This is a genomic window from Amycolatopsis sp. NBC_00345 (assembly GCF_036116635.1).
In the GTDB taxonomy this organism is placed as follows: Bacteria; Actinomycetota; Actinomycetes; order Mycobacteriales; family Pseudonocardiaceae; genus Amycolatopsis.
This window is the reverse complement of the sequence record NZ_CP107995.1, coordinates 4,969,026-4,994,079: the sequence shown is the minus strand read 5'-3', so window position 1 is coordinate 4,994,079 and position 25,054 is coordinate 4,969,026. Positions and strand designations below refer to the sequence as shown.

Genomic DNA, 25,054 nt, shown 5'->3' with positions numbered 1-25,054 from the left:
CTGACTGGGTGAGTGACGGGTACAGCGGGCACGACCGCGCCCGGGTGCTGGCCGAGGCACCCAAGGGCGCGGCGCTGACGGGCGCGCGGCCGGACGGGCGCAGTGCGTTCGCCCGCGACCGCGCGCGGGTGCTGCACTCGGCCGCGCTCCGGCGGCTCGCGGGCAAGACCCAGGTGGTCGGGCCGGGCGAGGGCGCCGAGGTCAGCGGGGTGCCGAGGACCCGGCTCACGCACTCGCTGGAGGTCGCGCAGATCGGCCGGGGCATCGCCGAGGAGCTGGGCGCGGACCCGGACCTGGTCGACACGGCGGGGCTCGGGCACGACATCGGCCACCCGCCGTTCGGGCACAACGGCGAGAAGGCGCTGAACCAGGTCGCGCAGGCCTGCGGCGGCTTCGAGGGCAACGCGCAGACGTTGCGCATCCTCACCCGGCTGGAGCCGAAAGCCGTCGCCGAGGACGGCGTCACGGCGGGGCTGAACCTCACCCGCGCGTGCCTCGACGCGACGATGAAGTACCCGTGGGAGCGCCGCCCGGGCGAGCCGAAGTACGGCGTGTACCCCGACGACGTGCCGGTGTTCCAGTGGATCCGCGCCGGCGCGCCGGGTCTGCGGCGGTGTCTTGAGGCCCAGATCATGGACTGGTCCGACGACGTGGCGTACTCGGTCCACGACGTCGAGGACGGCGTGCTGGCCGGCCGCATCCGGCTGGGCGTGCTCGCCGACCCGGACGAGCGCGCGGCCGTGGCCGAGGCGGCGGCGCGGCACTTCTCCACCCAGTCGGCGTCCACTTTGGAGGGTGCGGCGAAGGAGCTGCTCGACCTGCCCGTGGTCGCCGAGCTGGTGCGGACGGCGCCGGACGGGTCGCTGCGCGCGCAGGTCGCTCTGAAACGCCTGACGAGCGAGCTGGTCGGCCGCTTCGCCTCCGCCGCGGTCACCGGCACCCGCGGTGTGTACGGCGAGGGCCCGCTGACCCGGTACGGCGCGCGCCTGGCCGTGCCGGACCAGGTCGCGGCGGAGGTCGCGCTGCTCAAGGCGCTGGCCCTGCGGTACGTGATGAGCGACCGCCGCCGCCTCGCCATGCAGGACGGCCAGCGCGAGCTGATCGTCGAGCTGGTCACCGCGCTCGGGCAGCGCGCCCCGGACTCGCTGGACCCGCTCTTCGCCCCGGCCTGGCGCGCGGCCGCGGACGACGCCGCGCGCCTGCGCGTGCTCGTCGACCAGGTCGCCTCCCTGACCGACGCGCAGGCCCACGAGTGGCACCGCTGGCACGTCGGCCGGCCGGGCTGACCCTGCCCGCGCTGACACCTCGCGTTGCCCGCTCTGCTCAGACGCGGTGAAGGCCTCCGTGCCGGCTTGGCGAGTGCCCTGAAGGCCACCTTCAGGGACCTACATGCCCTGAAGGTGGCCTTCAGGGACCCTGCGGGCAGGTGCAGTGTTCCGTGCCACGGCCCGGGGGCGGTCCGGTACGGTCGCCGCATGGCCGTCGACAGCCACCTGAGGTTCACGCTCGCACTCCACCGGGCCGCTGCGGCAGACGGGGTCGACGCGTGTTTTTCGCCGTACTCCGCGGCCAGCGCGTTGGGCCTGGTCAGCCGGGCCGCGCGCGGCCGCACCGCGGACGAGCTGCGCGCCCTGCTCGCCGAACCCGAACCCGAACCCGCCGTCGGCAAGGACAGCGGTGACATCGAACCGCACGCCCGCCTCCTGCGTGAAGCCGCGGAGCTGGACGACGACGCCGCGATCCTGGCCGTCGCGAACACGCTCTGGGCCTCCGACCGCATCACCGTCGAGGACGGCTTCCAGGCCGAACTCGCCACCTGGCCCGGTAGCAAGGCCGAGACCGCGCCGTTCGAGACCGACCCCGAGGCTGCCCGCGAGCTGATCAACACCGACGTCCGCCGCACCACCCGCGGCCTGATCCCGGAGCTGCTGCCCGCCGGTTCCCTCGACATCGACACCCGGGCCAGCATCGTCAACGCGCTCTACCTCAAGACCGCCTGGCGCCTCCCGTTCCCGGAAGGCGCCACCGCGCCCGCCGCGTTCCACGGCCCCGGCGGCCCGCGCGAGGTGCGGACCATGCACCTCCAGGAGTCCGTCGGCTACCAGCACGCCGACGGCTGGCAGGTCGTCACGCTGAACGCGGCCGGCGGCGTCCAGGCCGTCGTCCTCCTCCCGGACGGCGACCTCGAACCCGCCGAGGCCGCGCTGGACGAGCACCGTCTCGCTGCCCTGATCGACGGCACGCGGCGCCGGAAGGCCCGCCTCTCGCTGCCGAAGATCTCGCTCGACGTCCGCACCGACCTCGACGGCGCGCTCAAGTCCCTCGGCGTCCGCGAGCTGTTCCAGCCGAGCGCCGACCTGACCGGGCTGACCGCGACCAAGCCGTTCTGGGTGGACAGCGTGCTGCACCAGGCCGTGCTCCGGCTCGACGAGCAGGGCCTGGAGGGCGCCGCCGCCACTGCGGTCCAGATGCGCACCCTGTCCCTCGACACCTCCGACCCGGTCGAGGTGACCGTCGACCGGCCGTTCCTGCTGCTCGTCCGGCACGCCGGCACCGGCGCGGTGTACTTCTTCGCGCGGGTGGTGCGCCCGTAGTGAGCCTTTTCCAACCGGAGGCGAGGACCGAGATGATCCCCGTCGTGACCGGGCCGTCCACGGCCGTGGACGAGCCGCGGATGCGCCGGTCGTGGGCCGACGCGGGCATCATCGGCGCGTACCTGGCGTTCTCCGTCGTGCTGTTCGGCGGGCTGTGGGCCGACCTCGGCCACGGCTACCTGTGGAACAGCGCGTCGGACCAGAACATGTGGGAGTGGTTCTTCTCCGTCACGGCGAAGTCCGTGCTGCACCTGCAGAACCCGCTCACCACGGACCTGCAGAACTACCCGCTCGGCGTGAACATGATGGCCAACACGGCCATGCTCGGCGTCTCGATCCCGCTCACGCCGATCACGCTGACGTTCGGCCCCACCGCCACCTGGGCGATCGCGCTCACCGGCAGCCTCGCCGGCACGGCCGCCGCCTGGTACTGGGTGTTCTCGCGCCATCTGGTGCGCCACCGCGTTTCCGCGGCGATCGGTGGCGCCGTCGCCGGGTTCGCGCCGCCGATCATCTCGCACGCCAACGCGCACCCGAACTTCGTCGCCTGGTTCGTGCTGCCGTTCCTGGCGCTCAAGCTGATCCGGATCGCGCAGGGCACCAAGCCCGTGCGCAACGGGATCTGGCTCGGCGTGCTCACCGCGTACCAGGTCTTCCTGGGCGAGGAGCCGCTGCTGATCTTCGCGCTGAGCTTCGTGATCTTCGCCGTCGCCTACTGCGCTTCCCGCCCGCGCGAGCTGAAGGCGATGGTCCGCCCGATGCTGCTCGGCGGCGGGATCGCCGTCGTGCTGGCGTTCGTGCTCCTCGCTTTCCCGCTGTGGTGGCAGTTCTTCGGCCCGCAGAGCTACACGGCGCTGGAGCACGGCCAGGTCGGCAACGACACCGCGGCGTTCACGCGGTTCGCCACGCAGTCGATCGCCGGCCAGCCCGCCGAGGCCGCCGACGTGTCGATAAACCGCACCGAGGAGAACGCGTTCTTCGGCTGGCCGCTGATCGTGCTGATGGTCGTGGTGACGATCTGGCTGTGGCGGGAGGTCGTCGCGCGCTCGGTGGCGATCTCGATGTTCCTGATGGCCTGGCTCTCGCTCGGCGTGGACCTCGTGGTGGTGCACGTGGACACCGGCGTGCCCGGCCCGTGGAAGCTGCTGGCGAACCTGCCGCTGTTCGAGTCGCTGCTGGAGTCGCGGCTCGCGATGGCGTGTGTGCCGGCGATCGGCGCGCTGCTCGCGATCGCCACCGACCGGGTGTTCACGGCGGCGGCCGCGCTGCCCGAGCCGGGGGAAGGACAGCGGCGGCTGCCGGTGCGGCTGATGTGGCTCGGCGCCGTGATCGCGGTGCTGCTGCCGATCGCGCCGACGCAGCTGCTCGTCAAGGACCGGCCGCCCACCCCGGCGTTTTTCGCCGACGGCACCTGGCGGACGTACGTGGCGCCGGGCGGCACCGTGGTGCCCGTGCCGCTGCCCAGCTCGGGGGAGTCGGAGCCGCTGCACTGGCAGGTCGACGCCGGTCTCGGCTACGCGATGCCGGAGGGCTACTTCGTCGGCCCGAGCGGCCCGGACGACAAGCGCGGCCGGTACGGCGCCGTCCAGCGGCCCACTTCGGCGCTGCTGGACCAGATCCGCGACTCGGGCACCGCCGCGCCGGTCGACGACAACGCCCGCGACCAGGCCATCGACGACCTGCGGTACTGGCACGCCAGCGTGCTGGTCCTGATCCCGCGTGAGCACTCCGACGCCTACCGCGCCACCGTGGACCTGTTGCTGCGCAAGCCCGCGCAGTTCATCGACGGCGTGTGGGTGTGGGACGTGCGGCCGATCACCGCCGCCCGCTGAGCGGGCCCGCGTCACATTCCCCGCCGCCGTCTCGTCCTCCTCCTGAACCGCACCAGTGGAGGAGACGACCATGTCCCGTATCCCGGCGAAGCGCACCACCGAGGCCGGACCGTTCCTGAAGCTCGTCTACCGCGTCGCGGGCCGCCGGTTCGGCGCCGTGCCCGCGCCGATGGCCGTCGTGGCACACCATCCGGGACTGCTGCGCGCGAGCATGCTGCACGAGCTGCTCGCGGAGAAGGCGTCGAAGCGGCTGCCCGCGAACGTCCGCGAGCTGGCCGTGTACCGGGTCGCCACGAGCATCGGCTGCTCGTGGTGCGTCGACTTCGGCACCATGCTGCAGCTCCACGACGGCCTCGACATCGACCGCCTGAAGCACATCGACGACTACGCGGACTCGCCCGCGTTCTCCCGCGCCGAGCGCCTGGCCCTGGCCTACGCCGACGCGATGACGGGCGCGCAGGTCACCGTCACCGACGAGCAGGTGGCCGAGCTGGAAGCCGAGTTCGGCCGGGACGGCGTGGTCGAGCTGACCTACCAGATCGGCCTGGAGAACTCCCGCGCCCGGGTGAACAGCGCCCTCGGCATCGTCGACCAGGGCTTCACCTCGGGCGACGCCTGCCGCGTGCCGCTGCCGTGACCCGCCCGCTCAGGGCAGCTCGGGGCGCGTGATGCGGGTGAGCTTGTCGGGGTTCACGATGTCGTAGACGGCGATGATGCGGCCGTCGCGGACGCTCATGGCCTGGACGTGCTCGTCGACGCCGAGGAAGCCGTCGCGCCCCGGCAGCGGCGGGAGCCACAGGCCGAGGTCGCCGTTGACGAGCACCGGGGCGCCTCGGCCGAGCAGGCCCGGCTCGTACTTCTTCATCAGGCCCAGCAGGAAGCGCGCCAGCTTGTCCGGGCCGACGATGATCTGGCGGGTGGTGCGGCCCTTGCCGTTCGAGTCGCCGACCAGCACGACGTCGGGGTGCAGCAGCTCGGTCATCGCGCGGATGTCGCCGGCCAGCAGCGCGGCGACGAACTTCTCCAGCAGCTGCTGCTGTGCCGCCAGCTCGACGCGCTGGGGCGGGTCCGCGTCGGCGAGCGCCCGCCGCGCGCGCGAGCCGTGCTGGCGCGCGGCGTCGGCCGAGCAGCCGAGGATCCCGCCGATCTCGCCGAACGGGACCGAAAACGCGTCGTGCAGCACAAACGCGACGCGCTGCTCCGGCGTCAGCTTGTCGAGCACCACCATCGCGGCCATCCGGATGCCGTCGTCGCGCACGGCGGCGTCGAGCGGGTCCTCGCTCACCGGCATGCCGAACGGCGTCACGATCGGCTCCGGCAGCCACTGGCCCACGTACCGCTCGCGCTGCACCGCCGCCGAGCGCAGCCGGTCCAGGCAGATCCGGCCGACCACCGTGGTCAGCCAGCCGCGCAGGTCGCGGATGGCCGCGCGGCCCGCGTCGTCCAGCCCGGCCAGCCGCAGCCACGACTCCTGCACGGCGTCCTCGGCGTCCGCCCGCGTGCCGGTGAGCCGGTAGGCCACGCCCAGCAGGTGCCCCCGGTGCGTCGCGAACTCGTCGGCGAAACCGGTCAGAGCCGGAGGTGTGCGCATAAGGGGAGAGTGTGCCGCACGGCCGCCGGAGCGGGAGAACTAGAGTGGATGCCGTGGCAGGACGGATTCGGGAGAGCGACATCGCGGAGGTGCGTGAGCGCAACCGGATCGACGAGGTCATCGGGGAGTACGTCGCGCTGCGGCGGGCCGGTGGAGGCAGCCTGAAGGGCCTCTGCCCGTTCCACAACGAGAAGACCCCGTCGTTCAATGTGCGCCCCTCACACGGCACCTTCCACTGCTTCGGCTGTGGCGAGGGCGGCGACGTCATCAAGTTCATCCAGAAGATCGACCTCGTCTCGTTCGTCGAGGCGGTCGAGCGGCTGGCCGACCGGGTCGGCCTCCGGCTGACCTACGAGGGCGGCGGCCCGGGCGTCCAGCGCGACCGCGGCACCCGCGCACGGCTGATCGAGGCGCACCGGGCGGCGAGCGAGTTCTACATCGAGCAGCTGGTCACCGACGAGGCCCGCGCGGCCCGCGACTTCCTGTCCGAGCGCGGTTTCGACGCGGCGGCCGCGAAGCAGTTCGGCTGCGGCTACGCGCCCGGCGGCTGGGACAAGCTGACGAAATACCTGCTCAACCACGGGTTCGAGGTCAAGGAGCTGCTCGCGTCGGGACTGTCCAAGGAGGGCCAGCGCGGCCCGATGGACCGCTTCCACCGGCGGCTGGTCTGGCCGATCCGCGACGTCGGCAACGACGTGGTGGGCTTCGGCGCGCGCCGGCTGTTCGACGACGACCGGATCGAGGCCAAGTACCTCAACACCTCCGAGACGCCGATCTACAAGAAGTCGCAGGTGATGTTCGGCCTCGACCAGGCCAAGCGCGAGATCGCGAAACGGCACCAGGTGGTCGTGGTCGAGGGCTACACCGACGTGATGGCGATGCACGCTTCCGGCGTGCCCACGGCCGTCGCGTCCTCGGGCACCGCCTTCGGCGAGGACCACATGAAGGTGCTGCGCCGGCTGATGATGGACGACGACGCGTTCCGCGGCGAGGTCATCTTCACCTTCGACGGCGACGCGGCGGGCCAGAAGGCCGCGCTGAGGGCGTTCGAGGGCGACCAGACCTTCGCCGGGCAGACCTACATCGCGGTCGCGCCGGACGGCATGGACCCGTGCGAGCTGCGCATCGCCAAGGGTGACGCGGCGGTCAAGGACCTGGTCGCGCGCCGGACGCCGCTGTTCGAGTTCGCGATCAAGAGCATGCTCAAGCAGTTCGACCTCGACTCGGTCGACGGGCAGGTCTCCGCGCTGCAGAAGACGGTGCCGATGGTGGCGTCGATCAAGGACCGCGCCAGCCGTGACGGCTACGCCTCCAAGCTCGCCTGGTGGGTGGGCTGGCAGGACGTGGCCCAGGTGGTGAACCGGGTGCGCGGCAGCGCGGGCGCCACGGCGAAGCGCGGGGGACCCCCGTTGCGCCAGGCCGCCTCGCGCCAGGCGCCCGAACCGGAGGCCAAGGAGCAGGACCTGCCGCGCCCCGCGCCGGGCGACCCGCGGTTCATCGGCCAGCGCGAGGCGCTCAAGGCCGCGCTGCAGCAGCCCGCGATCGCCGGCCCGGAGTACGACTCGCTGCCCGAGGAGGCGTTCACGCACCCGGTGTACGTCGCGGTCCACCTGGCGGTGCTCAAGGCGGGCGGCGCGGCGTCCGGGCTCACCGGCCCGGCGCTGCTGGACGCCGCGGCGCAGCACTGTCCGGAAGGGACGGTCCGGCGGGTGCTCAGCGAGCTGTCCGTGGAACCGTTGCGCGCCTTGGGCGAAGTGGACTCCCGGTACATCTCGGGGGTGCTCGCGGGGGTGCAGGAGAGCCTCGTCGGCCGTCAGATCGGTGAGATCAAATCGAAGCTGCAGCGGCTTTCGCCGGTCGAGGCGCCGGACGACTACCGCGCGCTGTTCGGCGACCTGGTGGCGCTGGAGCAGTACCGGAAGGCGCTGCGGCAGCAGGCGGCCAGCGGATGGGACTGAGATGGGCTGGCTGAGCCGGATCTTCGGAAACGGTCTCCCCGAGGGCTTCCCGGGGCACCCGGAGCCGGGTGAGAACGTGATCGCCGTGGCGGCGGTCGAGGGCGGCGGGCACCTGGTCGTCACGTCGCTCGGCCTGTGGTTCCCGGACGGCGATGGCGGCGCGCGGCGCGTCGGCTGGCATCTCGTGGGCAAGGCGAGCTGGGCCGACGGCGTGTTCACGCTCACCGAGTCGGCGGAGACCGAGCGGGCCGGCGGGGTCGTCGTGCTGAGCGACCTCGAGCCGGTGCGGTTCGGGCTGCCGGACCCGGGCAAGGTGCCGCAGCAGGTGCGGCTGCGCGTCGACGGCTCGGTGCGCACGCGCCACCGCCACGAGCTGCCCGGCGGTGGCGCCTGGTTCGTGCAGCGCAAGGTGCCCGGCCACGACGGCACGGTGCTGCAGGTGCGCCCCGACCCGGGCACGGACCCGGCGCTGGTCTCGGCCATCGCCGAGGAGGTCGCGGAGAAGCTGGCGGGTCCGCAGAGCTAGCAGTACGCTCGTACTCAGTACAGTCGTACTGTTTACTGCGGAGGTGGACGTCTCATGTGGGATCCGGCCAAGTACCTCGACTACTCCGACCTGCGCGCGCGGCCGTTCGGCGACCTGATCGGGCGCATCCCGGACACGGCCGCCCGCCGGGTGGTGGACCTGGGCTGCGGGCCCGGCAATCTCACCGTCGACCTGGCGAAACGCTGGCCTGGCGCGGTAATCGAAGCGTCCGACAGCTCCCCGGAGATGGTGGACGCCGCCCGCTCTCGCGGCGTCGACGCCCACGTCCTCGACGTGCGTGACTGGGAGCCGCGGCCGGACACCGGCGTGGTCGTCTCCAACGCGGTGCTGCAGTGGGTGCCGGGGCACCAGGACCTGCTGCGCCGGTGGGTCGGGCAGCTGCCGGCGGGGGCGTTCCTGGCCGTGCAGGTGCCGGGCAACTTCGGGGCGCCCTCGCACCGCATCACGCGTGAGCTGGCGGGCTCGCCGGCGTGGTCCTCGCGGCTGGGCACGCTGGTCCTGCGCGAGGACGATGCCGTCGCCACCCCGCACGCCTACGCCGACCTGCTGGCCGACGAGGGCTGCGCGGTGGACGCCTGGGAAACCACGTACATGCAGCGGCTGTCCGGCGAGCGCGCCGTGCTGGAGTGGATCACGGGCACCGCGCTGCGCCCCATCCGCGCCGCACTGGGCGACGCGGACTGGGCCGCGTTCCGCGAGCAGCTCGCCCCCCTGCTCGACGCCGCCTACCCGCCCCGCCCGGACGGCACCACGTGGTTCGAGTTCCGGCGCATCTTCTTCGTCGCGCAGACGCCTCCGCGCGCCTGAGCTCCGGTCTCAGGGCTTTGACTGCCGGCCGGCCCGGTGTCCCCGGGCCCGGCCGGCGCCTCAGTGCCGGCCGAACTTCTCGCTCACCTTGGCGCGCGCCACTCCGGCGGCGCCCTGGACCATGGGATGGTCGACCAGTTTGCGGTAGGTGCGCACGATCTGCTCGTACCGTCCCCGGCCGGCCTTGGTGCCCAGCACGTACCCCAGGCCCACACCCAGCAGGAACTTCTTCATCGGCGGCCACACCTCTCGTCAGTCGGACTCCCGACTTTCCATTGTCCAGCAAACCGCCGCCGGCCGCGGTGATCGGCGAGGAGGGGGGCCCTGTTCGGGTGGCCCACGGCGTGCGCTAAAGTTTCCCCCATCAGCCGGAGCGATCCGACTGAGAGCGATGATCCCCTGTAGCTCAACTGGCAGAGCATTCGGCTGTTAACCGGAGGGTTCTTGGTTCGAGTCCAAGCGGGGGAGCAAAGCCCAGGTCAATGACCTGGGCTTTTTTGCTGTCCGGGGGCAGGGGCGATTTAAGGGCGATTTTGACGATCGTCCAATAACGGGTCGTCGCCTGGGACCGTCCTCCGGGGTTTGCGGCTGGACGTCGCGCGCGAGATCGCCGGGGCGTCACCGTCGCCGTTCAGCCCAGGCCCCTGGTCTCCCTCCCCCAGGCCGCCCTGCCCGCATCAATCCGGGGGGTGCACAGCGACGACGATCTTGCCGCGTGGGCGTCCGCCGGCTGAGCCGCCTTCCAGCAGGGTGTGTGCTTGTGTGAGGTCGGCCAGTGGTAGCACGGCGCCGATCACCGGCCGGAGTTTGCCCTGGTCGACCAGTCGGCCGAGGGCCGCGAGCTTCGCCCGGCCGGGGCTGACGAAGAGGAAGTGGTAGGTCGCGTTCACGCTCCACGCGGCGAGCAGGTTCTGCGGTTCGGGAATGTCCACGATGGACACCACGCGGCCGCGGTCGGCGAGGACCTGCGCGCTGCGGGCAAGGGTGTCGCCGTCCACCGTGTCCAGCACGACGTCCACCCCGCCCCATGCGCGGACCTGCGGCACGTAGTCACCGGCCGGGAAGTCGATCGCGATGTCGGCTCCCAGTCCGGTGACGGCGTGGACCCGCTGGAGCTGCGGCTGCGGAACTACACCGACGTCAACCCGTCGACCTGGCTGCGGTTCAGCAGCAAGTAGCCGCGCGACGCGTATGCCATGGCGGGCAAGGCGTTCGGCTGGGGCATGGCCACCGAAATGCACGCGCAGTGCAGCACCCAGGACATCGGCACCGGGACGCACACGGTGATGACCCAGGTCACCGCGCAGGGGCTGGGGATCCCGGTGGCGCAGGTCGATTTCCAGCTGGGCGATTCGAACTTCCCGCAGGCGGGTTCGTCCCAGTCCTCGGGGACGGTGGCCAGTGTGACCGGGGCGGTGGACAAGGCCGCGAAAGCGGTGCGCGGCGCGGTGATCCGGCTGGCGATCGACGACCCCGCTTCACCCCTGCACGGGCTCACCGCGGACCAGGTCGTGACCGAGCACGGGTACCTGTTCGCCGCGGCCGACCGGTCACGGCGGATCAGCTACCGCGACGTGGTCACGAAACACGGCTCGCCGGTGGAGAACACCGCGTCGAGCATGAACGAGCCGGGCAACAGCTGCGGCGCGGTGTTCGTCGAGGTCCGGGTCGACGCGCGGTACCGCCGGGTCCGGGTGACCCGGGTGGTCGGCGCGTACGACTGCGGGCGGGTGCTGAACCGGCAGACCGCGCGCAGCCAGGTGATCGGCGGGATGACCTGGGGGATCGGCACCGCGCTGATGGAGCACACGAGGTACGACGACCGGACGGCGCGGGTGGCCAACCCGACGCTGTCCACGTACCTGGTCGCGGTCAACGCGGACGTGCCCGAACTGGAGGTTTTGTTCGTGGACAAGCCGGATCCGGTGAGCACGGCGCTCGGCGCACGGGGGTTCGGCGAGTGCCCGATGACCGGCGTCCCGGCGGCGATCGGCAACGCGATCTACCACGCCACCGGCCGCCGGGTCCGGGACCTGCCGATCACCCAGGACAAGCTGCTCTGAACCGCCTCATGCGGGCGGCGGATCCGGCCGAGGTCCGCCAGGCCTACTTGACGCAGGGGATGCCGCCGCCGGACAGGCCGTTGGGCGGGGCGTCCGGCGCTCCGGCATCACCGGAATCGGGCGGTGCCGATGGCCGGCCGCCGGAGGCGCCCCCGCCGGCCGCGGCCAGCGCGGCCGGCGGGGTGAACGCGGTGCCGATGACCACCCGGACGTGCCCGGCCGGCACCGTGGCATCGTGCTCGGTGGTGACCCCGCCCAGCAGCTTGGCCACCGCCGACGCGGACGTGCTGCCTCCGCTGCCGTAGTAGACCACGGTTCTGGTGACGTGGCGCGGGTCGGTGGAGGTGGTGCCGGCGGCGTATCCCTTGGCGGCCAGCGCGTGGGAGACGGTGGCGGCGAGCCCGGTGCGGCTGGTGCCGTTGACGACATCCACGGTCCCCTGCGCCGGCTGGGTGCCGCCGGCATTCGCCGGCGCGGACGACGACGGCGGGGCGGGCGCGGTGCCGCCGATCAGCTGCCGGACCACTCCCTGCACCTGGGCGACGTCGACGATGTTGACGTCTTCCCCGGACGTGTTCTTGCCGAACTTGACGATCGGGAGCGTGACGAAGCTGATGTTGCCGCCGGTCAGGTTCGCGGCCTGCCCGGCGAACGACATCAGGTCCAGGCCGGCGTCGACGGCCATGTTCTGCTTGGCCACGTTCAGGATGCCCTGCAGCTGGGACGGGTTGGTGAACACCCCGCCCTGCTTGAGCTGATAGGCGAGGGAGGAGATGAAGGCCTGCTGGCGGACCTCGCGGTCGAGGTCGGTGAAGTTCAGCTGCGGGTGGACCACATCGCGGCGCTGCCGCACGAACGCCACCGCCTGTGCGGCGTTGACCTGCTGCCGGCCCTGGTGGAAGTCGGCGCCGGAGTAGCTGTCCTGGGTGTCTTCGTTGAGACAAACGGTAATCGGCTGGACGACCTGCGCGATCTGGAGGAACGCGACAAGGGTGACTTCGGCGAAATGGTCCACGGGGACTCCGCCGAGGAATTGGCGCACGGTGTCGATTTCGGCCTTGCGACCGGCTTCGCGCTCCTGTTGCTCGCGCTGGCTCTTGTCGCCGCCCTGGTTGACCAGCTGCTTGGCCTTCTGGTCGAACGCCAGTCCGTAGGCCTGCTTGATCTTTCCCTTGCACTGCCCGTCCGGGCAGCCGGGGATGTCGACGTAGTCGTCGCGGGGGATGGACAGCGAGGTCGCCTTGCTGCCGTCACCCGGGACGTGCAGCAGCATCAGGACGTTGGCGTTGTTGCCGCCGTCCTGCTGATCGCCCGCGTGCAGCGCGTCGTAGATGTCCTGCGGCAGCGCGTTGCCGTTCTCGTCGAGCCGGCTGTCCAGGCCCATGATGAGGATGTTGGTGTCCCCGTTGGCCGATTTGGTGTCGCCGCCGAGCGCGTCGGAGGTGTGCAGGCCCGAGACCAGGTTGTGGTACTGCGCCCAGCCGTAACCCGTCAGGCACAGCACCAGCAGCGACAGGACCCCGGCCACCACGGCGCCACTGCGGCGCGCTCCCCGCCGGCGCCGGGCGCGCGGCGGGTCCACCGGCCGCCTTCGCCCGGGTGAGGACCCGAGCCGGTCCTCATCGCGACCGTCCACAGCAGACCCCTCTCGACTTCGGCACACACCGTGTTCTCGAGGGCTTGACGCGCCGGCAACGGGTTGGTTGCCCCGCAGTGACGAACCACGCGCCCGGGCTCAGCGGTGGACGAGGTGCCCGGCGCTGATGACGGCGCGGCGGTGGTGCGCGGCGGCGAGGTGGGTGATGTCGGTGAGCGGATCGGCGTCGAAGAGGATCGCGTCGGCCGCCTCGCCTACGGTGATTGTGCCCATGCTGTCCCGTTTGCCGGCCTTTTCGGCGGCGTTGGCGGTGGCGCCGTCGAACATGCACTTGACGTAGCCGACCTCGTCGAGCCAGCTCGGCGACGAGCCGCCGCACGGTGTCGGCATCGTCGACTGAATGATCCCGCCTCTGCCGAGATCCACCGGTTCGACCGGTTCGGGCCGGTTCTCCTGGTTGTTCGCCGGCCGGCCGTTAACCCCGGTGAGGCCCGATCGGGCCACGAACACCGCCGGTGCTGTGCCGTCAGCCCGGCTGGTCTCGCGTTCGGAACGGCGGCATGTTCGGCACGATCAGGTGGGGGAGATCACTGTCGGCGGTGTCGCCGAGGCGATGGGCGTCTTCCACCGAGACCCCGCTCGGCTCGGTGCCGGTCTGATGCTCGGCCCAGGTTACGTTGGCGCGCAGGCTTTCGCGCCGAATACGGCGAGGGCTGGTGGTGATCCGTGGATGGCGGACTGGGCGAGGAGGATCGCGCCGGCTGTCCAGGTGGTGCGTTCTCGCGGCCAGATCGTGTCGGTGTCGTAGTTGTGGCCGGTCCAGTATGAGCCGTCGCCGGCTGCCAGGTGTTCGGCCGCGGCGAGGAGTGCGGTGGCGCGCGGGATGTCGCCGTGGGCGGCGAGGGCGAGGGCGAGTTCGGCGGTCTCGCCGCCCGTTGTCCATGGCTCGTGGTCGACGCAGCGGACGCCGCGTTCCGGGTGGACGAACACGTTCCAGCGTGGTTCGAGGTCCGGCAGTGGCCGGAGTCCGGTGAGGACTGGGTAGTACCAGTCCATGGCCAGTGACTTGGGGAGAAAGCTGCCGGTGTGGTGGAGCACGGCGTCGCGTATCCGATCGGCGGCGCTAGTCCACTGTGGACGTTCATGGCCCAGGTGGCCGGCGATGCGGTTCGCGGTGGTGAGGGCGTGGTGGATGCTGCAGTTGCCGGTGAGGAGTTTTTCGGACTGAAAGGTTCCGTCCGGGTTTTCGCGCCATCGGATGGCGCCGTCCTCTGCTTGCATGCTGAGGACGAAGGCCATCGCGGAATCGACCGTGGGCCACAGTTCTTCGAGGAATGAACTGTCCTGAGTGGACAGGAAATGATGGTACGCGCCGACGGCGATGTAGGCGGTGAAGTTGGCGTCGCGGGCGAGTTCGACGGGATGGCTGTCGCGGTATTCGGCGTGCCAGGAGCCGTCCGGGTTCTGGGTGCGGGCCAGCCACCGGTAGGCCGCGGCTGCTTCGCGGTGAAACCCGGCGGAGTCGAGGCCCATCGCTGCTTCGACGTGGTCCCAGGGGTCGAGCTTGCCGCCGGTGAACCACGGGATGGCGCCGTCGGGTTGCTGGGTGCGGCGGATGAAGGCGGCGGTGGCGTCGGTGTCGATCACCGGACCGGCCTGCGCGCGTAGAGGACGAGGCTCTTCCCGGCGATGCGGTCGAGGAGCGCGGCGATCGCCGGATTGGGCCAGGGACCGGTCATGATCTCGTGGACGAGCAGGTCGTGGAAACGGCGCACGAGCCGGGTTTCGCGGTCGACGCCGACGAGGCACTTGAGCCACCAGTACGGGGTGTGGAGGCCGTGGGTGAGGTGGCTGCTCTCGACCTCGAGGCCGGCGTCGGTGAGCAGGCGCTCGAGTTCCCGGCGGCGGTAGATGCGGATGTGGCCGCCGTCGACCTGGTGGTAGGCCTTCGACAGGGCCCAGCAGATCTGCTCGGGGTAGCGGCGCGGCACACTGACCGCGAGCCGGCCGCCTGGTGCGAGCACTCGTGCGGCTTCGGCGACCATCGCGTGGTGTCCGGGGACGTGCTCGAGTACTTCGCTCAGGATGACGTGGGTGACGGAGTCGTCGGGCAGGGGAAGGCGGGTGCCGTCCGCCCGCAGCGCCACGGAGCAGTCCTCGATGCCTTTGAGCGCGACTTCGTCGAGATCGAGTGCGATGGCCCTCGCGCCGCGGCGGTGAGCTTCGCGGGTGTGCCGGCCGGTTCCGCAGCCGACGTCGAGGACAGTGCTCGTGCCGTCGACTCGGAACCGGTCGAAGTCGATCGTCAGCATGTCCTGCATTCCTTGTCGGCGGGGGCGGCGTCGGAGGTGTCACCGAGGCGGGCACGGTACACGGCCACCGTCGCCTCGGCGGTCGCGCGCCAGGTGAAGCTCCGGGCCCGTGCGGCGCCGGCCGCACCCAGGGCCGCTTGCAACTCCGGCGAGGACAGAACCGTGGCCAACGCCGCGGCGAGCGCGGGTGGATCGCCGGGCGCGCACGGGACCGCGGCGTCCCCGGTCACCTCGGGAATCGCGCCGGCGGTGGTACACACGAGCGGGGTGCCGCAGGCCATGGCTTCCAAGGCCGGCAAGGAGAAGCCTTCGAACAGCGAGGGCACGCAGGCCACGGTCGCGCTGCGGATGAGGTCGGCCAGTTCGTGGTCGGTGAGCCCATGGTGGAAGCGGACGGCTTCGGCCAGGCCGAGTTCGCCGATGAGCTGCTCGGTGGGACCGCCGGGGCGGGCTGTACCGACGACGTGCAGCTCGGTGCCGGACGGCAGCTGCGCCACGGCGGTCAGGAGGTGCGCGAGGCCTTTGACCGGAACGTCCGCGCTCGCCGTGGTGACGATCCGCCCGGGCACCCGCGGCGTGGCCGGGTCGGGGCGGAAGACGGCGGTGTCGACCCCGAGCGGAACCGCGGAGAGCCGCCCGGCGGGTACGCCCATCCATTCGGCGACCGCGGTGCTGCTGGCGATGGCCGGCGTCACGATCCGGCCGACGCGCCGGGCGACCCGGGCTTGCATCCGCAGGAACCGGTACCAGGACCGCACTTCCCGGCGCCGTTGGTCGCTGACGTCGTGCAGCTCCCACTCACGGTCGATGGCGACCGGGTGATGGATCGTCGCGACCAGGCCGGGTAGGCCCAGCAGGCCGTAGCCGAGGCCCTGGTTGTCGTGCACGACGTCGAACCCCCGGCCGCGCAGATACGCCCGGGCACGGAGGGAAAACGCCAGTGGCTCGGTGAACCGGCCGGCTTTGAGCCCGAGGTACTCGAGCAGGTTCGGCACCGTGGCCAGTTCGCGCACCGCCGGCGTGCGGAACGGGTTGTCCGGTGCGTAGAGGTCGAGTCCGGGCAGGGGAGTGAAGCGGACGCCGTTGTCGAGGACCGGGTAGGGCGGTCCCGTGATGACCTCGACGTGGTGGCCGAGTGCGGTGAGTTCGCGGCTGAGGTGGCGGATGTAGACGCCCTGGCCGCCGCAGGTCGGTTTGGCGCGGTAGGACAGCAGGGCGATGTTCAGGGGCTCAGTCACGGGCGGAGCCGGGGGAGGTCAACGCTGCTCGAGTTCGGTGAGATCGCTGGTGAAGGTCGCGAGGTCGGTGCGGATCCCCTCGCTCCAGATGCTCTTCGGCCCGTGGACGCGTTGCGAACGGGGCAGCAGGTCGCGGAGTTCCGCGACGGCCGCGCGCAGGCTTTCCCCGGTGCCCAGCCGTCCGCGTGCCTGGGCCCGGAAGTAGCCGATGGTGATCGTTTCCGGGTGATTTTCCCCGAACGTGTCCCGCGCCACGGTGAGAAGGCGAGTGAACTCCTCGGGATCGGGGGGGGGTGCCCGTTTTCCGGGGTCCAGGCGAGGATGTTCAATCGGGTACGGAGAGTGTCGAGGTGCTGTTCTCCGAGTACCCGTTCGCGTGAGGCGAGGACCCGGCGCCACAGCTCGATCGCGCGGGTGACGTCGTGGTCCTTGGCGGTGACCAGCGCGAGGTGGTGGTGTGCCATCAGCGTTTGCGGGTCGTCTTCGCCCAGCAACGCCGTGCAGCGTCCGGCGAGATCGGTGTAGGCCGCTCGTGCCGCGGGAATGTCACCGTTGCTGTGCGTCCAGTAGGCCGCGTGGTCCTCGAGCTCCAGGGTGCTCCGGTCGTCGGGGCCCAGGCTCGCGCGGCTGTCGGCGGCGAGCTCCCGGAGGATTTCGGCCGCCCGGGCCGGCTCACCGGTCTCGCCGAGCGCCCTGGCGTGCCGGCCCGCGGCGCGGAAGGAGAGCGGGTGGGTGTCGCCGAGCTGTCGGGAGATCCGCTTGGTCCAGCCGGCCCACGACGCGACGGCTTCGGCGTTGATCAAGGATTCACGCAGGACCAGACAGGCGTAGGCCTCCTCGTACCGGCCGGCTTGCCACAGGTTCTCGGCTTCGGCTCGCCCGGCGTAGGCGTGCAGCGGGTCGTCGGCGCGGTGCTCGGCCACTGGGGCCACCTCCTCGATCGCATCGGCCACGGCGGCGTGGGCGCCCTCGCGCGTGATGCCACCGAATGACTGGTCCCACACGAACTTCGCGACGGTGTCGTAGCGGAGCCCGTAAAATTCTCCGCCGGTGGCGGTCTGGCCGCGTCCGACAAGGGCGTCGAGCCGGGCCAGAACATCGTGCAGCCGGGGCAGAGACCTTGTTCCGCCAAGCCGGACGACTGCTCGCTGGAGCACGGTGGCGGGCATGACAGGACCGGCTCCGGCGGCCGCGAGCACGGCGAGAGTGGCGGCCGCCTCGTGGTGTTCCTGAGGAGCGCGGCCGAAAGCGCGTTCGATGGCAGCGGCGTGGAAACCGGCGGCCCCACTCGGCGGCGCCGCGACGCGAGGCCCTGCCTTCTGCTCCACCCGCAGCGCGATCATCAGCCAGTTGCCGCCGGTGCCTCGATGCAACTGGTCGACGGTGCCGGCGTCCAGCCCGCGCCGCGCCGCGTAACGGGCGACATCCAGGCGAGTCGCGGGCTGCAGTTCGAGCGCGGTGAACCCGTCGCCCAGGTCGGCCGGGTCATACGCACTGGCGACGACCTGCACCCGCGGAAGCCGGGCCAACGGCCGGGCCACCCGGTCGAGGACGTCCGGATCGGTGCTGTCGAGCACGATGAGCACCGGCTCGTCGAGCCTCTGCAACGGCCTGGTCAACAGCCGCTCGACCGCGTCGGCACTCTTCCACTCAAGGTCCGTCATGTTGTTACGGGCATCGTCCGCGGCCGGTGCGAACTCCTCGACCGTGCGCGACAGCTGGCCGGCCAGCTCGTCCGTGATCTGTTCGACGGTCTCGGCGGTGTGTCCCAGCCACACGGCGTGGGCGCGCGGCCCGTTCGACGGCATCGCGAGCGCGGCCAGCACCGCGGACTTACCGAGCCCCGCGGTGCCGATGACGGCCACATTCGACCCGGACGCCAGCAGATCGAGGAGCTCCCGGTACGACGCCGTCGGCTGGAAGGCCCGCGCCGCGGTCGCGGCCGTGTCAGACCAGACCGAGCCGTCGAGCGCCTCGCGCCGGCTCGCGGACGCGACGTTACGGGCCAGCCACAGCGTGGGATCGCCGGCGGTGATCCCGGTTCCGGTGAACGAGATGTGCCGGGCCTGCTGCCGGGTGCACAGATCGTTGACGGGGTCACGCACGTCGGCGCAGCCCAGCCGTTCCGGCCCGTCAAGGCTCCCGTGGGAGATGAGGTAGGCGAGGGACTTGGCGAAACACCCGCCGAAAGCCGGCCCGTCGCCGGCCGCTGTGAGCAGCTCGAACCGCCGCTCGGAGCGGTTGAGCACCTCGATCCACTGCTGTCCCGCGGCTTCGGCGGCACGACCCGACTCGCAGGTGTCCAGCAGCAGAACGAGCCCGTCGATCGCCGGGTGCCGGCGGAACAGCTCCTTGACGCGCTGGCCCAGCAGGTAGGCGGACCGGGAGTCCGGGTCCTCGGGCGAGTCGGCGGCCAGCAGGTAGTAGTCGTCCCCGCTGGTCATCCCGTGGCCGGTGAAGGCGAGGAAGAGGGTGGCTTCCCGCGCCGCCGCTTCGGCGAACGCGTCCTCGATGGCCTTGTCCAGCTGACTGAGCGACGGGTCCAGCAGCAGCGAAGATTTCGGCGACGGCAACGCCGGCTCACACTGGCCCGGCTGGGGCGCCAGCATGCTCGCGTAGAGCTTCCGCGCTTCCTGCGGGAGGAACGACAGCGCCGGCCGATCTCCCCAGTTGGAGCCGATCACCAGCAGCAGTCTTCCCGGCATGATCTCTACCTTGCTCAACCACGCGCGCTTGGGCAAGCTGGACGCGGACAGTGCGTGACTGCTCACTCGCCGGTCGACGAAGGGGAGACGGTGGCCGAGATCGTTCTGGTGCACGGAATCGGGCAGCAGCAGAAATCACCGGACACCCTGGAAGCCGAGTACCTGCCCAGCCTCGCGGGCGGCACCCGCCTGGCCGGCTATCCCGATCTCGCCGACCAGCTCTGGCGCAACGCCCGTCCCGGAGGGCTCTCGGCGCGCGTCGCGTTCTACGGTGACCAGTTCCGCGAAGCCGACCAGCAGGGCGGCCGGCTCGAGCTGCCCCCGGAAGCCGAGGAAGTCGCCTCACAGCTGGCGCTCGAATGGGCGCGGCAGATCGCCGACCGGGCCACCAGCGACGCCGATCGAGAACGAACCCGGCGTGCGCTCGACGAAGCCGAAGGTGATTTCGCCGACGCGCAAGGGCTTCGCGCGGGCCTCCGCCCGGTGCTCAATGCGCTGGCCCGCGTCCGGCCGATGGCCACGCTGGGGGAGAACATCGCCGGCCGGCTCCTGCGGACCGCCATCGTCCAGGTCAGCCTCTACCTCACCGACGAGGCGATCCGCGCGGCAGTACAGGACCGCGTCGCCGCTCTCATCGGCCCCGAAACCAAGGTTCTCGTCGGGCACTCTCTCGGCTCGGTCGTCGCTTTCGAAGCCGCGCATCGCCTCGGCCGCCCGCTGCCGCTGCTGCTCACCCTCGGCTCGCCGCTGGGCCTGCGCAACATCGTCTACGAACGAGTCCGGCCCCAGCCGCCCGCCGTGCCACCCCAGGTCCGGCGGTGGGTCAACATCGCCGACCGCGACGACCTCGTCGCCGCCGACCTCAACCTCCAACGCCGCTTCACCGGCGCCGCCGGGGTTCTCGAAGCCACCTACACCGTGGACAACGGCGCCCACCCCCACGACGCGACGTTCTACCTGACCAAACCCGAGACCGGCCGCGCCGTCGCCGAGGCGTTGAGCAACCAAGACGTCGAAATGACGCCGTGATCTGCTGCGGGGCCCAGCAGCCGTTGGCTGGTCCGGCCTGCCTGCTGCTGGCAGAATTATCGGTTGGTCCGATTCACGAGCAGGGGGCGGAATTGTGGAGGTTTCAGCGTCGATTAGGGAAGCTCTGACCAGGTTGGCGCTTGACACGCCGCTGCGCCGGGGAATCGATCGGGTGAGCGCCAGCCGGCAAGGCGGGTTGTTCGTGCTCGGGTTCGATGACGTGGTGGCCGCCGTGTGCCGTGACGGCTACGAGGTGGTCGACGCGAGGGTTTCGCCGGAGAGCGTCAGCCAGCTGTCGAAGCCTGATCTGGCGATGATTCTCACTGCTGACGCGACGACGATTCTGCGGATCAACACCGAACTCGCGCCGCGGTCGACCCACCGGGTGCAGGGCCGGGGAGCCCGCCATCTCGCTGCCGCCGCCATGGCCCGTGATGTTCCGTATCCGGTCGTGGCGGTGAGCGAGGAGACCGGCGCGATCACCGTTTTCCTCGGCGAGGAAGCGCACGAACTCAGTGAACGGCCGATGCTGAAGTGCCGGGCGATCCTCGCGGTGCTCTCGCTGGACGAGGAAGTTCAGGCCTTGGCTCTTCTTCCCACGGAAACGGCGCAGGCGCCCGAGGCCGCGGTGCGGGTCGAACGTGCGCGCCGATCGATTGTCGATGCCGAGGTGTGCCTGCTGGAACTCGGGGCCGAAGGAGGCCAGCTCGACGATCTTCTCTCGGCGTACTGCGCCAAACTGGGCTGGGATCGCTTTCCTGACAGAGCCCACGTCGTGCCCCACGGAGTCCCGTTGCTGCATATGGTCGCCGAGGAGCTCGACCGGTGGCACGAGCAGGCCCTCCTCGCGGCCGACGGAATGCTCGCCGAACGCCGTGGGCAGAGCGCGGTGGAACCTGACCGCGCGTTTCCCCGCATGTCCTTCGATGACGAGCGAGAGGCCGTCCGCTGGTACGACCAGACTGCCGCCCAGCTGCTCGGCACCATCCGATGGGCGGCGTCCCACGGAGATGAAAAGAAGGCTTTGCGCTGGTCACTGGCCTTGGTGGAGTACTTTCACCGGCGCAAGCCGTGGGATCAGTGGATCGACGTCCTTTCGCTGGCGGTGCTTGCCGCGAGACAGCAGTCAGATCTCCGTGCCGAAGCGTCCGTGCTGACCAGCCTGGGTATCGCGCAGCGCGAGCTGGGCCAGGCTGAGCTGGCTTACCAGCTGTGGGACCAGGCCCTTGAGGCGTGGCGCGAGCTGGGCGATCGGCTTGGCGAGGCCGAGGTGCTCAACCACCGTGCGTACGCTCTCGATGAGGCAGGCGATCCCGCTGCGGCCCTACGCTGTGCGCAGGAGGCGTTGACGCTTCTCGACCTCGAAGATGCGCGAAGGCTGCGGGGCAAGGTACTCAACAATCTCAGTGGCATCCACTGCCGGCTCGGCGAGTGCGACCAGGCTGCGGAACTGGCGAAGCTGGCGATGCAAGCGTTCGACGAGAGCGGCTACCGGCACGGTCACGCGTGGGCGTTGTCCAACCAGGGCAATGCGCACCGGGACGCCGGCCGTCACACGACTGCGCTGGACTGCTATCGCACAGCCCTCGACGCGCGGCTCGAGATCGAGGACCACTACGGCGTCGCCGTGACTCGCGCCGATCTCGGTCATGCCTTGCTGGCTGCCGGCGACGTCGATGACGCACGTGCGCAGCTGAGGCAGGCTGAGAGCTACTTCCGGGGCCTGGGCGACCGGCGTGCTGAGGCTCTCGGCGTGACTCTCGAGAGACTGGCAGCTCGGTGACCGGTGCGCCGGAGCCTCATCCGGCAGGCGACGTTCGCAACGAATTGTCCGGCAGCGCGAGATCGGTCGTCCAGGCTGGATCGATCGGATCTGTGGTGTTCGCCGCGCCGCGGGGGGTTCCGATCGTGCCGCGGCAGCTGCCGCGGCCGCCCAAGTCCTTCGTCAACCGGACGAGCAGCCTGGAGCTGCTCGATTTGATGGCCGCCGACGCCGGCTCGGCTGATTTGTCGACGATCGCCGGTGCCCCCGGCGTCGGGAAGACCGCGCTTGCCCTGCATTGGGCGCACCGGGTCGTGGAGCGGTTCCCGGATGGCGCGCTCTACGCGAACCTTCGCGGGTTCGACCCAGTGAATCCCAGGGCCGATCCGGGCGAGGTACTGGACGCTTTCTTGCACGCGCTCGGCCTGCCCACGGACTCACGGACCCGCGACAGTGTCGAGGCGCGGGCCGCGGAGTTTCGCTCGGCAGTGCACGGGCGCCGGATGTTGATCGTGCTCGACGACGCCGAAAACGCCGAGCAGGTCCGGCCTCTGTTACCCGGTAGCGCCAGTGTCGTCGTGGTGGTGACGAGCAGGAATGCCTTGTCCGGACTCAAAGCGCGTGACGGTGCCAGCAGTATGAGCCTTGATCCGCTGCCGACCGATGAAGCGGTGACGCTGCTGGCCAGGATCGTCGACGACGGCCGGATCGCGGCCGACCGGCCTGCGGCGGCCCGGCTCGCGGCCCTCTGCGCCAATCTGCCGTTGGCATTGTGCGTGGCCGCGGAGCTGCTGGTGTCTCGCTCCCATCATTCGGTCGCGGACCTGATCGCCGATCTGGACGACGAACGCGATCGGCTGGACCTGTTGCAGACCGACGAGCCGGCGAGCACGGTGCGCGCGGTTTTCTCGGCCTCGTACCGGGCGTTGGACCCCGGATCTGCCCGCGTATTCCGGTTGCTCGGCCTGCATCGTGGCGCTGAGATCTCGTTCCAGACGGCGGCAGCGCTCACCGGGTCACGTCCGGCTGCGCTCCGTCCCGCGCTGCAAGCGTTGACGACGGCCAACCTCATCACGGCCATCGGACCGGATCGCTATCGGCTTCACGACCTTGTACGCATCTTCGCGGCCGAATGCGCCGCGGCTGATGAATCGGAAGCGGGACAGGCCGACGCGGCGCGACGAATGCTCGGCTTCTATCTGGGCTCGGCCCAAGCCACCGGCCGCCGTCTGGCGCCTCAACGGCGGATGCCGGGAGCACCGGCTGGCCAAGGAGCCGAATTCGACGACCGGAACACGGCCCTGGCCTGGTGTGAGCTGGAGCAAGCCAATCTGGTCTCGGCAACCAGGCACGCGGCCGCGCTGGGGGAGCACCTGGTCGCTTGGCAACTGCCTGCGGCGCTGTGGGCGTACTTCCACCAGCGCAAGCCTTGGGCCGCCTGGATCGAGACCCACGAGATCGGCCTGCACTCGGCGCGGATACTGGGCGATGCGACCGGCGTGGCGATGCTGCTGGGAAGTCTGGCTGTCGCTCATCGGGAACAACGCCGTCCCCAAAAGGCAGAGGCGTGTTTCGGTGAGGCGCTTTCCGTTTCGGCACAAGCCGGTGATCTCTACGGCCAGGCAATGGCCTGCAACGGATACGGCAATGCTTGCCGCGAATGGGGACGGTTGGATGAGGCGCTCGTCTACTCACAGCGGGCGCTTGCGGCCTGGCACGAACTGGCCGACCTCCACGGCGAAGCCATAACCCACAACAGCTTGAGCGGCGTGCACCGCGACCGCGGGGACCTTGTGACCGCTCTACAGCACTCCGAACACGCGATCTCGATGTTCCACGAGCTCGGCGACCGGCACGCCGAGGTCTGGGCCCTGAACAACGCGGCCAACGTCCATCGCGACCTCGGGAACCTGGAACAGGCGGTCCAGGCCTACCGGACGGTCCTGCGGACAAGGGAAGAGCTGGGCGACCGCTATGGCGTGGCTTTCACCCTCCAGGCGGTCGCGGAAGCCTACCGTCGCCTTGGCAACCTCGAGGATTTCCGGGTAGCCCTCGAGCAGGCGTTGCCCATCTTCGACGAGCTCGGCGACCCCAAGGCGGAGGAAGTTCGTTCCTCGCTGGCGGAGTCCCGCGGGCAAAGCCGGCCAGGCTGACCACCTGGATCCCCTCGCACTGAGATGTCACAACTGCCCGTAGCGAACGCGTGACTTGAGCATTCACACCTGCGCGTATCCACCGTCGGCGAAGAACTCGGCACCGTTGACGAAACTCGACGCGTCCGAGGCAAGGAATGTCGTCACAGCGGCGATCTCCTCGGGCTCGGCGAGCCGGCCAAGGGGGACGGCGCCTTCGGCCTGCTTGAGCATCTCGGGCGTGATCAGCTCGAGCAGACCGGGGGTGCGGGTACCGCCCGGGGACACGACGTTGACCCGAAAGCCGTGCGCGCGCGAGCTGAGGGCCCAGCCGCGGGCGAGGCTGCGGACCGCGGCCTTCGACGCCGCGTAGACCTCGAGTCCCTGGTTGGGTCGTGTCGCGGCGGTCGAACCGGTCAGGATCACCGAAGCGTTTGTGCAGAGCAGTGGCAGCGCTTGCTGCAGGGTGAAGATCGTTCCCTTGACGTTGGTGGCGAACACTGAGTCGATCAGATCCTCCGTCACCTCGCCGAACGGAGCCGCGGTGCCGACGCCGGCGTTTGCGACCAGCACGTCGATGCGTCCGGCCTGGTCGCGCACGGTCCCGTAGAACGCGTCGAGCTCCGAGGGCACCGAAGCGTCGCAGACCACGCCGGTCACGTCGGGTCCGAGCTCGGCGACCGCGGCGTCGAGCGCGTCCTTGCGGCGACCGGTGACGAACACCTTGGCGCCCTCGTCGCGGAACGCGCGTGCGGTCGCGAACCCGATGCCGGTGCTGGCCCCGGTGACCACGGCGACCTTGCCTGCCAAGACGGCCATGCCGCCCTCCTTCCAGGTTATGGACTCTTACGTCCATAACCTTCCCTGATCTGGACCGGACAGTCAAG

The 25,054-nt window shown here is 70.7% G+C and carries 21 protein-coding genes and 1 tRNA gene; 12 read left to right on the top strand and 10 right to left on the bottom strand.

Annotated features, from left to right (window positions below; translation table 11 throughout):
* The first annotated feature begins 8 nt into the window (after positions 1-8).
* The 4 genes from OG943_RS22105 to OG943_RS22090 all read left to right on the top strand — a co-directional run bounded on the left by OG943_RS22105 (position 9) and on the right by OG943_RS22090 (position 5,063).
* Positions 9-1,286 (top strand): deoxyguanosinetriphosphate triphosphohydrolase, encoded by a 1,278-nt coding sequence (locus OG943_RS22105; RefSeq protein WP_328611696.1) that lies wholly within the window; start codon positions 9-11, stop codon positions 1,284-1,286.
* Positions 1,287-1,475: 189 nt separating this feature from the next.
* Positions 1,476-2,594 (top strand): serpin family protein, encoded by a 1,119-nt coding sequence (locus OG943_RS22100; protein WP_328611695.1) that lies wholly within the window; start codon positions 1,476-1,478, stop codon positions 2,592-2,594.
* Between the two features lie 32 nt (positions 2,595-2,626).
* Positions 2,627-4,426 (top strand): glycosyl transferase, encoded by a 1,800-nt coding sequence (locus OG943_RS22095; protein ID WP_328611694.1) that lies wholly within the window; start codon positions 2,627-2,629, stop codon positions 4,424-4,426.
* Between the two features lie 70 nt (positions 4,427-4,496).
* Entirely contained in the window at positions 4,497-5,063 is a 567-nt protein-coding gene (locus OG943_RS22090; RefSeq protein WP_328611693.1) for a carboxymuconolactone decarboxylase family protein, read from the top strand.
* A gap of 9 nt (positions 5,064-5,072) precedes the next feature.
* Here OG943_RS22090 and OG943_RS22085 read toward each other — a convergent pair whose 3' ends face one another.
* A complete protein-coding gene (locus tag OG943_RS22085) occupies positions 5,073-6,017 on the bottom strand; it encodes a sigma-70 family RNA polymerase sigma factor (RefSeq protein WP_328611692.1) in 945 nt (314 codons plus the stop codon).
* A gap of 44 nt (positions 6,018-6,061) precedes the next feature.
* On the opposite strand from OG943_RS22085, the gene dnaG reads away from it, so the two are divergent.
* Genes dnaG through OG943_RS22070 form a run of 3 tightly spaced genes read left to right on the top strand, consistent with a single transcriptional unit; the run spans position 6,062 to position 9,329 of the window.
* Complete coding sequence (dnaG, locus tag OG943_RS22080) at positions 6,062-7,975, top strand: DNA primase (protein ID WP_328611691.1); 1,914 nt, start codon at positions 6,062-6,064, stop codon at positions 7,973-7,975.
* A 1-nt stretch (position 7,976) separates the two neighbouring features.
* Positions 7,977-8,501, top strand: a complete 525-nt coding sequence (locus OG943_RS22075; protein ID WP_328611690.1) for a hypothetical protein — start codon at positions 7,977-7,979, stop codon at positions 8,499-8,501.
* Between the two features lie 54 nt (positions 8,502-8,555).
* Positions 8,556-9,329, top strand: coding sequence for a trans-aconitate 2-methyltransferase (locus tag OG943_RS22070; RefSeq protein ID WP_328611689.1), 774 nt, complete (start codon positions 8,556-8,558; stop codon positions 9,327-9,329).
* A 60-nt stretch (positions 9,330-9,389) separates the two neighbouring features.
* Here the strand turns inward: OG943_RS22070 and OG943_RS22065 are convergent, their stop codons facing one another.
* Positions 9,390-9,563: a hypothetical protein gene (locus OG943_RS22065; protein WP_328611688.1), complete on the bottom strand. Its 174-nt coding sequence runs from the start codon at positions 9,561-9,563 to the stop codon at positions 9,390-9,392.
* Between the two features lie 161 nt (positions 9,564-9,724).
* Here OG943_RS22065 and OG943_RS22060 point away from each other — a divergent pair.
* Positions 9,725-9,797: transfer RNA gene (locus OG943_RS22060), tRNA-Asn, on the top strand.
* Positions 9,798-10,006: 209 nt separating this feature from the next.
* Here the strand turns inward: OG943_RS22060 and OG943_RS22055 are convergent.
* The gene (locus OG943_RS22055) at positions 10,007-10,375 is read right to left on the bottom strand and encodes a zinc-binding dehydrogenase (RefSeq protein ID WP_442874757.1); all 369 of its coding nucleotides are present in this window, start codon (positions 10,373-10,375) and stop codon (positions 10,007-10,009) included.
* A gap of 150 nt (positions 10,376-10,525) precedes the next feature.
* On the opposite strand from OG943_RS22055, the gene OG943_RS22050 reads away from it, so the two are divergent.
* Positions 10,526-11,392: a xanthine dehydrogenase family protein molybdopterin-binding subunit gene (locus OG943_RS22050; RefSeq protein ID WP_328611686.1), complete on the top strand. Its 867-nt coding sequence runs from the start codon at positions 10,526-10,528 to the stop codon at positions 11,390-11,392.
* 43 nt (positions 11,393-11,435) lie between these two features.
* Here the strand turns inward: OG943_RS22050 and OG943_RS22045 are convergent, their stop codons facing one another.
* The 6 genes from OG943_RS22045 to OG943_RS22020 all read right to left on the bottom strand — a co-directional run bounded on the left by OG943_RS22045 (position 11,436) and on the right by OG943_RS22020 (position 19,244).
* The gene (locus OG943_RS22045; protein WP_328611685.1) at positions 11,436-13,028 is read right to left on the bottom strand and encodes an LCP family protein; all 1,593 of its coding nucleotides are present in this window, start codon (positions 13,026-13,028) and stop codon (positions 11,436-11,438) included.
* 99 nt (positions 13,029-13,127) lie between these two features.
* Positions 13,128-13,499: an amidohydrolase family protein gene (locus tag OG943_RS22040; protein WP_328611684.1), complete on the bottom strand. Its 372-nt coding sequence runs from the start codon at positions 13,497-13,499 to the stop codon at positions 13,128-13,130.
* A gap of 162 nt (positions 13,500-13,661) precedes the next feature.
* Complete coding sequence (locus tag OG943_RS22035; protein WP_328611683.1) at positions 13,662-14,636, bottom strand: prenyltransferase/squalene oxidase repeat-containing protein; 975 nt, start codon at positions 14,634-14,636, stop codon at positions 13,662-13,664.
* Positions 14,633-15,301, bottom strand: coding sequence for a class I SAM-dependent methyltransferase (locus OG943_RS22030; RefSeq protein WP_328611682.1), 669 nt, complete (start codon positions 15,299-15,301; stop codon positions 14,633-14,635). The genes OG943_RS22035 and OG943_RS22030 overlap by 4 nt, the downstream gene beginning before the upstream one ends.
* The gene (locus OG943_RS22025; protein ID WP_328611681.1) at positions 15,295-16,539 is read right to left on the bottom strand and encodes a glycosyltransferase family 4 protein; all 1,245 of its coding nucleotides are present in this window, start codon (positions 16,537-16,539) and stop codon (positions 15,295-15,297) included. The genes OG943_RS22030 and OG943_RS22025 overlap by 7 nt, the downstream gene beginning before the upstream one ends.
* Positions 16,536-19,244, bottom strand: coding sequence for a tetratricopeptide repeat protein (locus OG943_RS22020; RefSeq protein WP_328611680.1), 2,709 nt, complete (start codon positions 19,242-19,244; stop codon positions 16,536-16,538). The genes OG943_RS22025 and OG943_RS22020 overlap by 4 nt, the downstream gene beginning before the upstream one ends.
* Before the next feature lie 90 nt (positions 19,245-19,334).
* On the opposite strand from OG943_RS22020, the gene OG943_RS22015 reads away from it, so the two are divergent.
* The 3 genes from OG943_RS22015 (at position 19,335) to OG943_RS22005 (ending at position 24,188) form a co-directional block, all read left to right on the top strand.
* Positions 19,335-20,273, top strand: a complete 939-nt coding sequence (locus tag OG943_RS22015) for a hypothetical protein (RefSeq protein WP_328611679.1) — start codon at positions 19,335-19,337, stop codon at positions 20,271-20,273.
* A gap of 94 nt (positions 20,274-20,367) precedes the next feature.
* The gene (locus OG943_RS22010; RefSeq protein WP_328611678.1) at positions 20,368-22,056 is read left to right on the top strand and encodes a tetratricopeptide repeat protein; all 1,689 of its coding nucleotides are present in this window, start codon (positions 20,368-20,370) and stop codon (positions 22,054-22,056) included.
* Complete coding sequence (locus tag OG943_RS22005; protein ID WP_328611677.1) at positions 22,053-24,188, top strand: tetratricopeptide repeat protein; 2,136 nt, start codon at positions 22,053-22,055, stop codon at positions 24,186-24,188. The genes OG943_RS22010 and OG943_RS22005 overlap by 4 nt, the downstream gene beginning before the upstream one ends.
* A 63-nt stretch (positions 24,189-24,251) precedes the next feature.
* Here OG943_RS22005 and OG943_RS22000 read toward each other — a convergent pair whose 3' ends face one another.
* A complete protein-coding gene (locus OG943_RS22000; RefSeq protein WP_328611676.1) occupies positions 24,252-24,986 on the bottom strand; it encodes an SDR family NAD(P)-dependent oxidoreductase in 735 nt (244 codons plus the stop codon).
* Between the last annotated feature and the right edge of the window lie 68 nt (positions 24,987-25,054).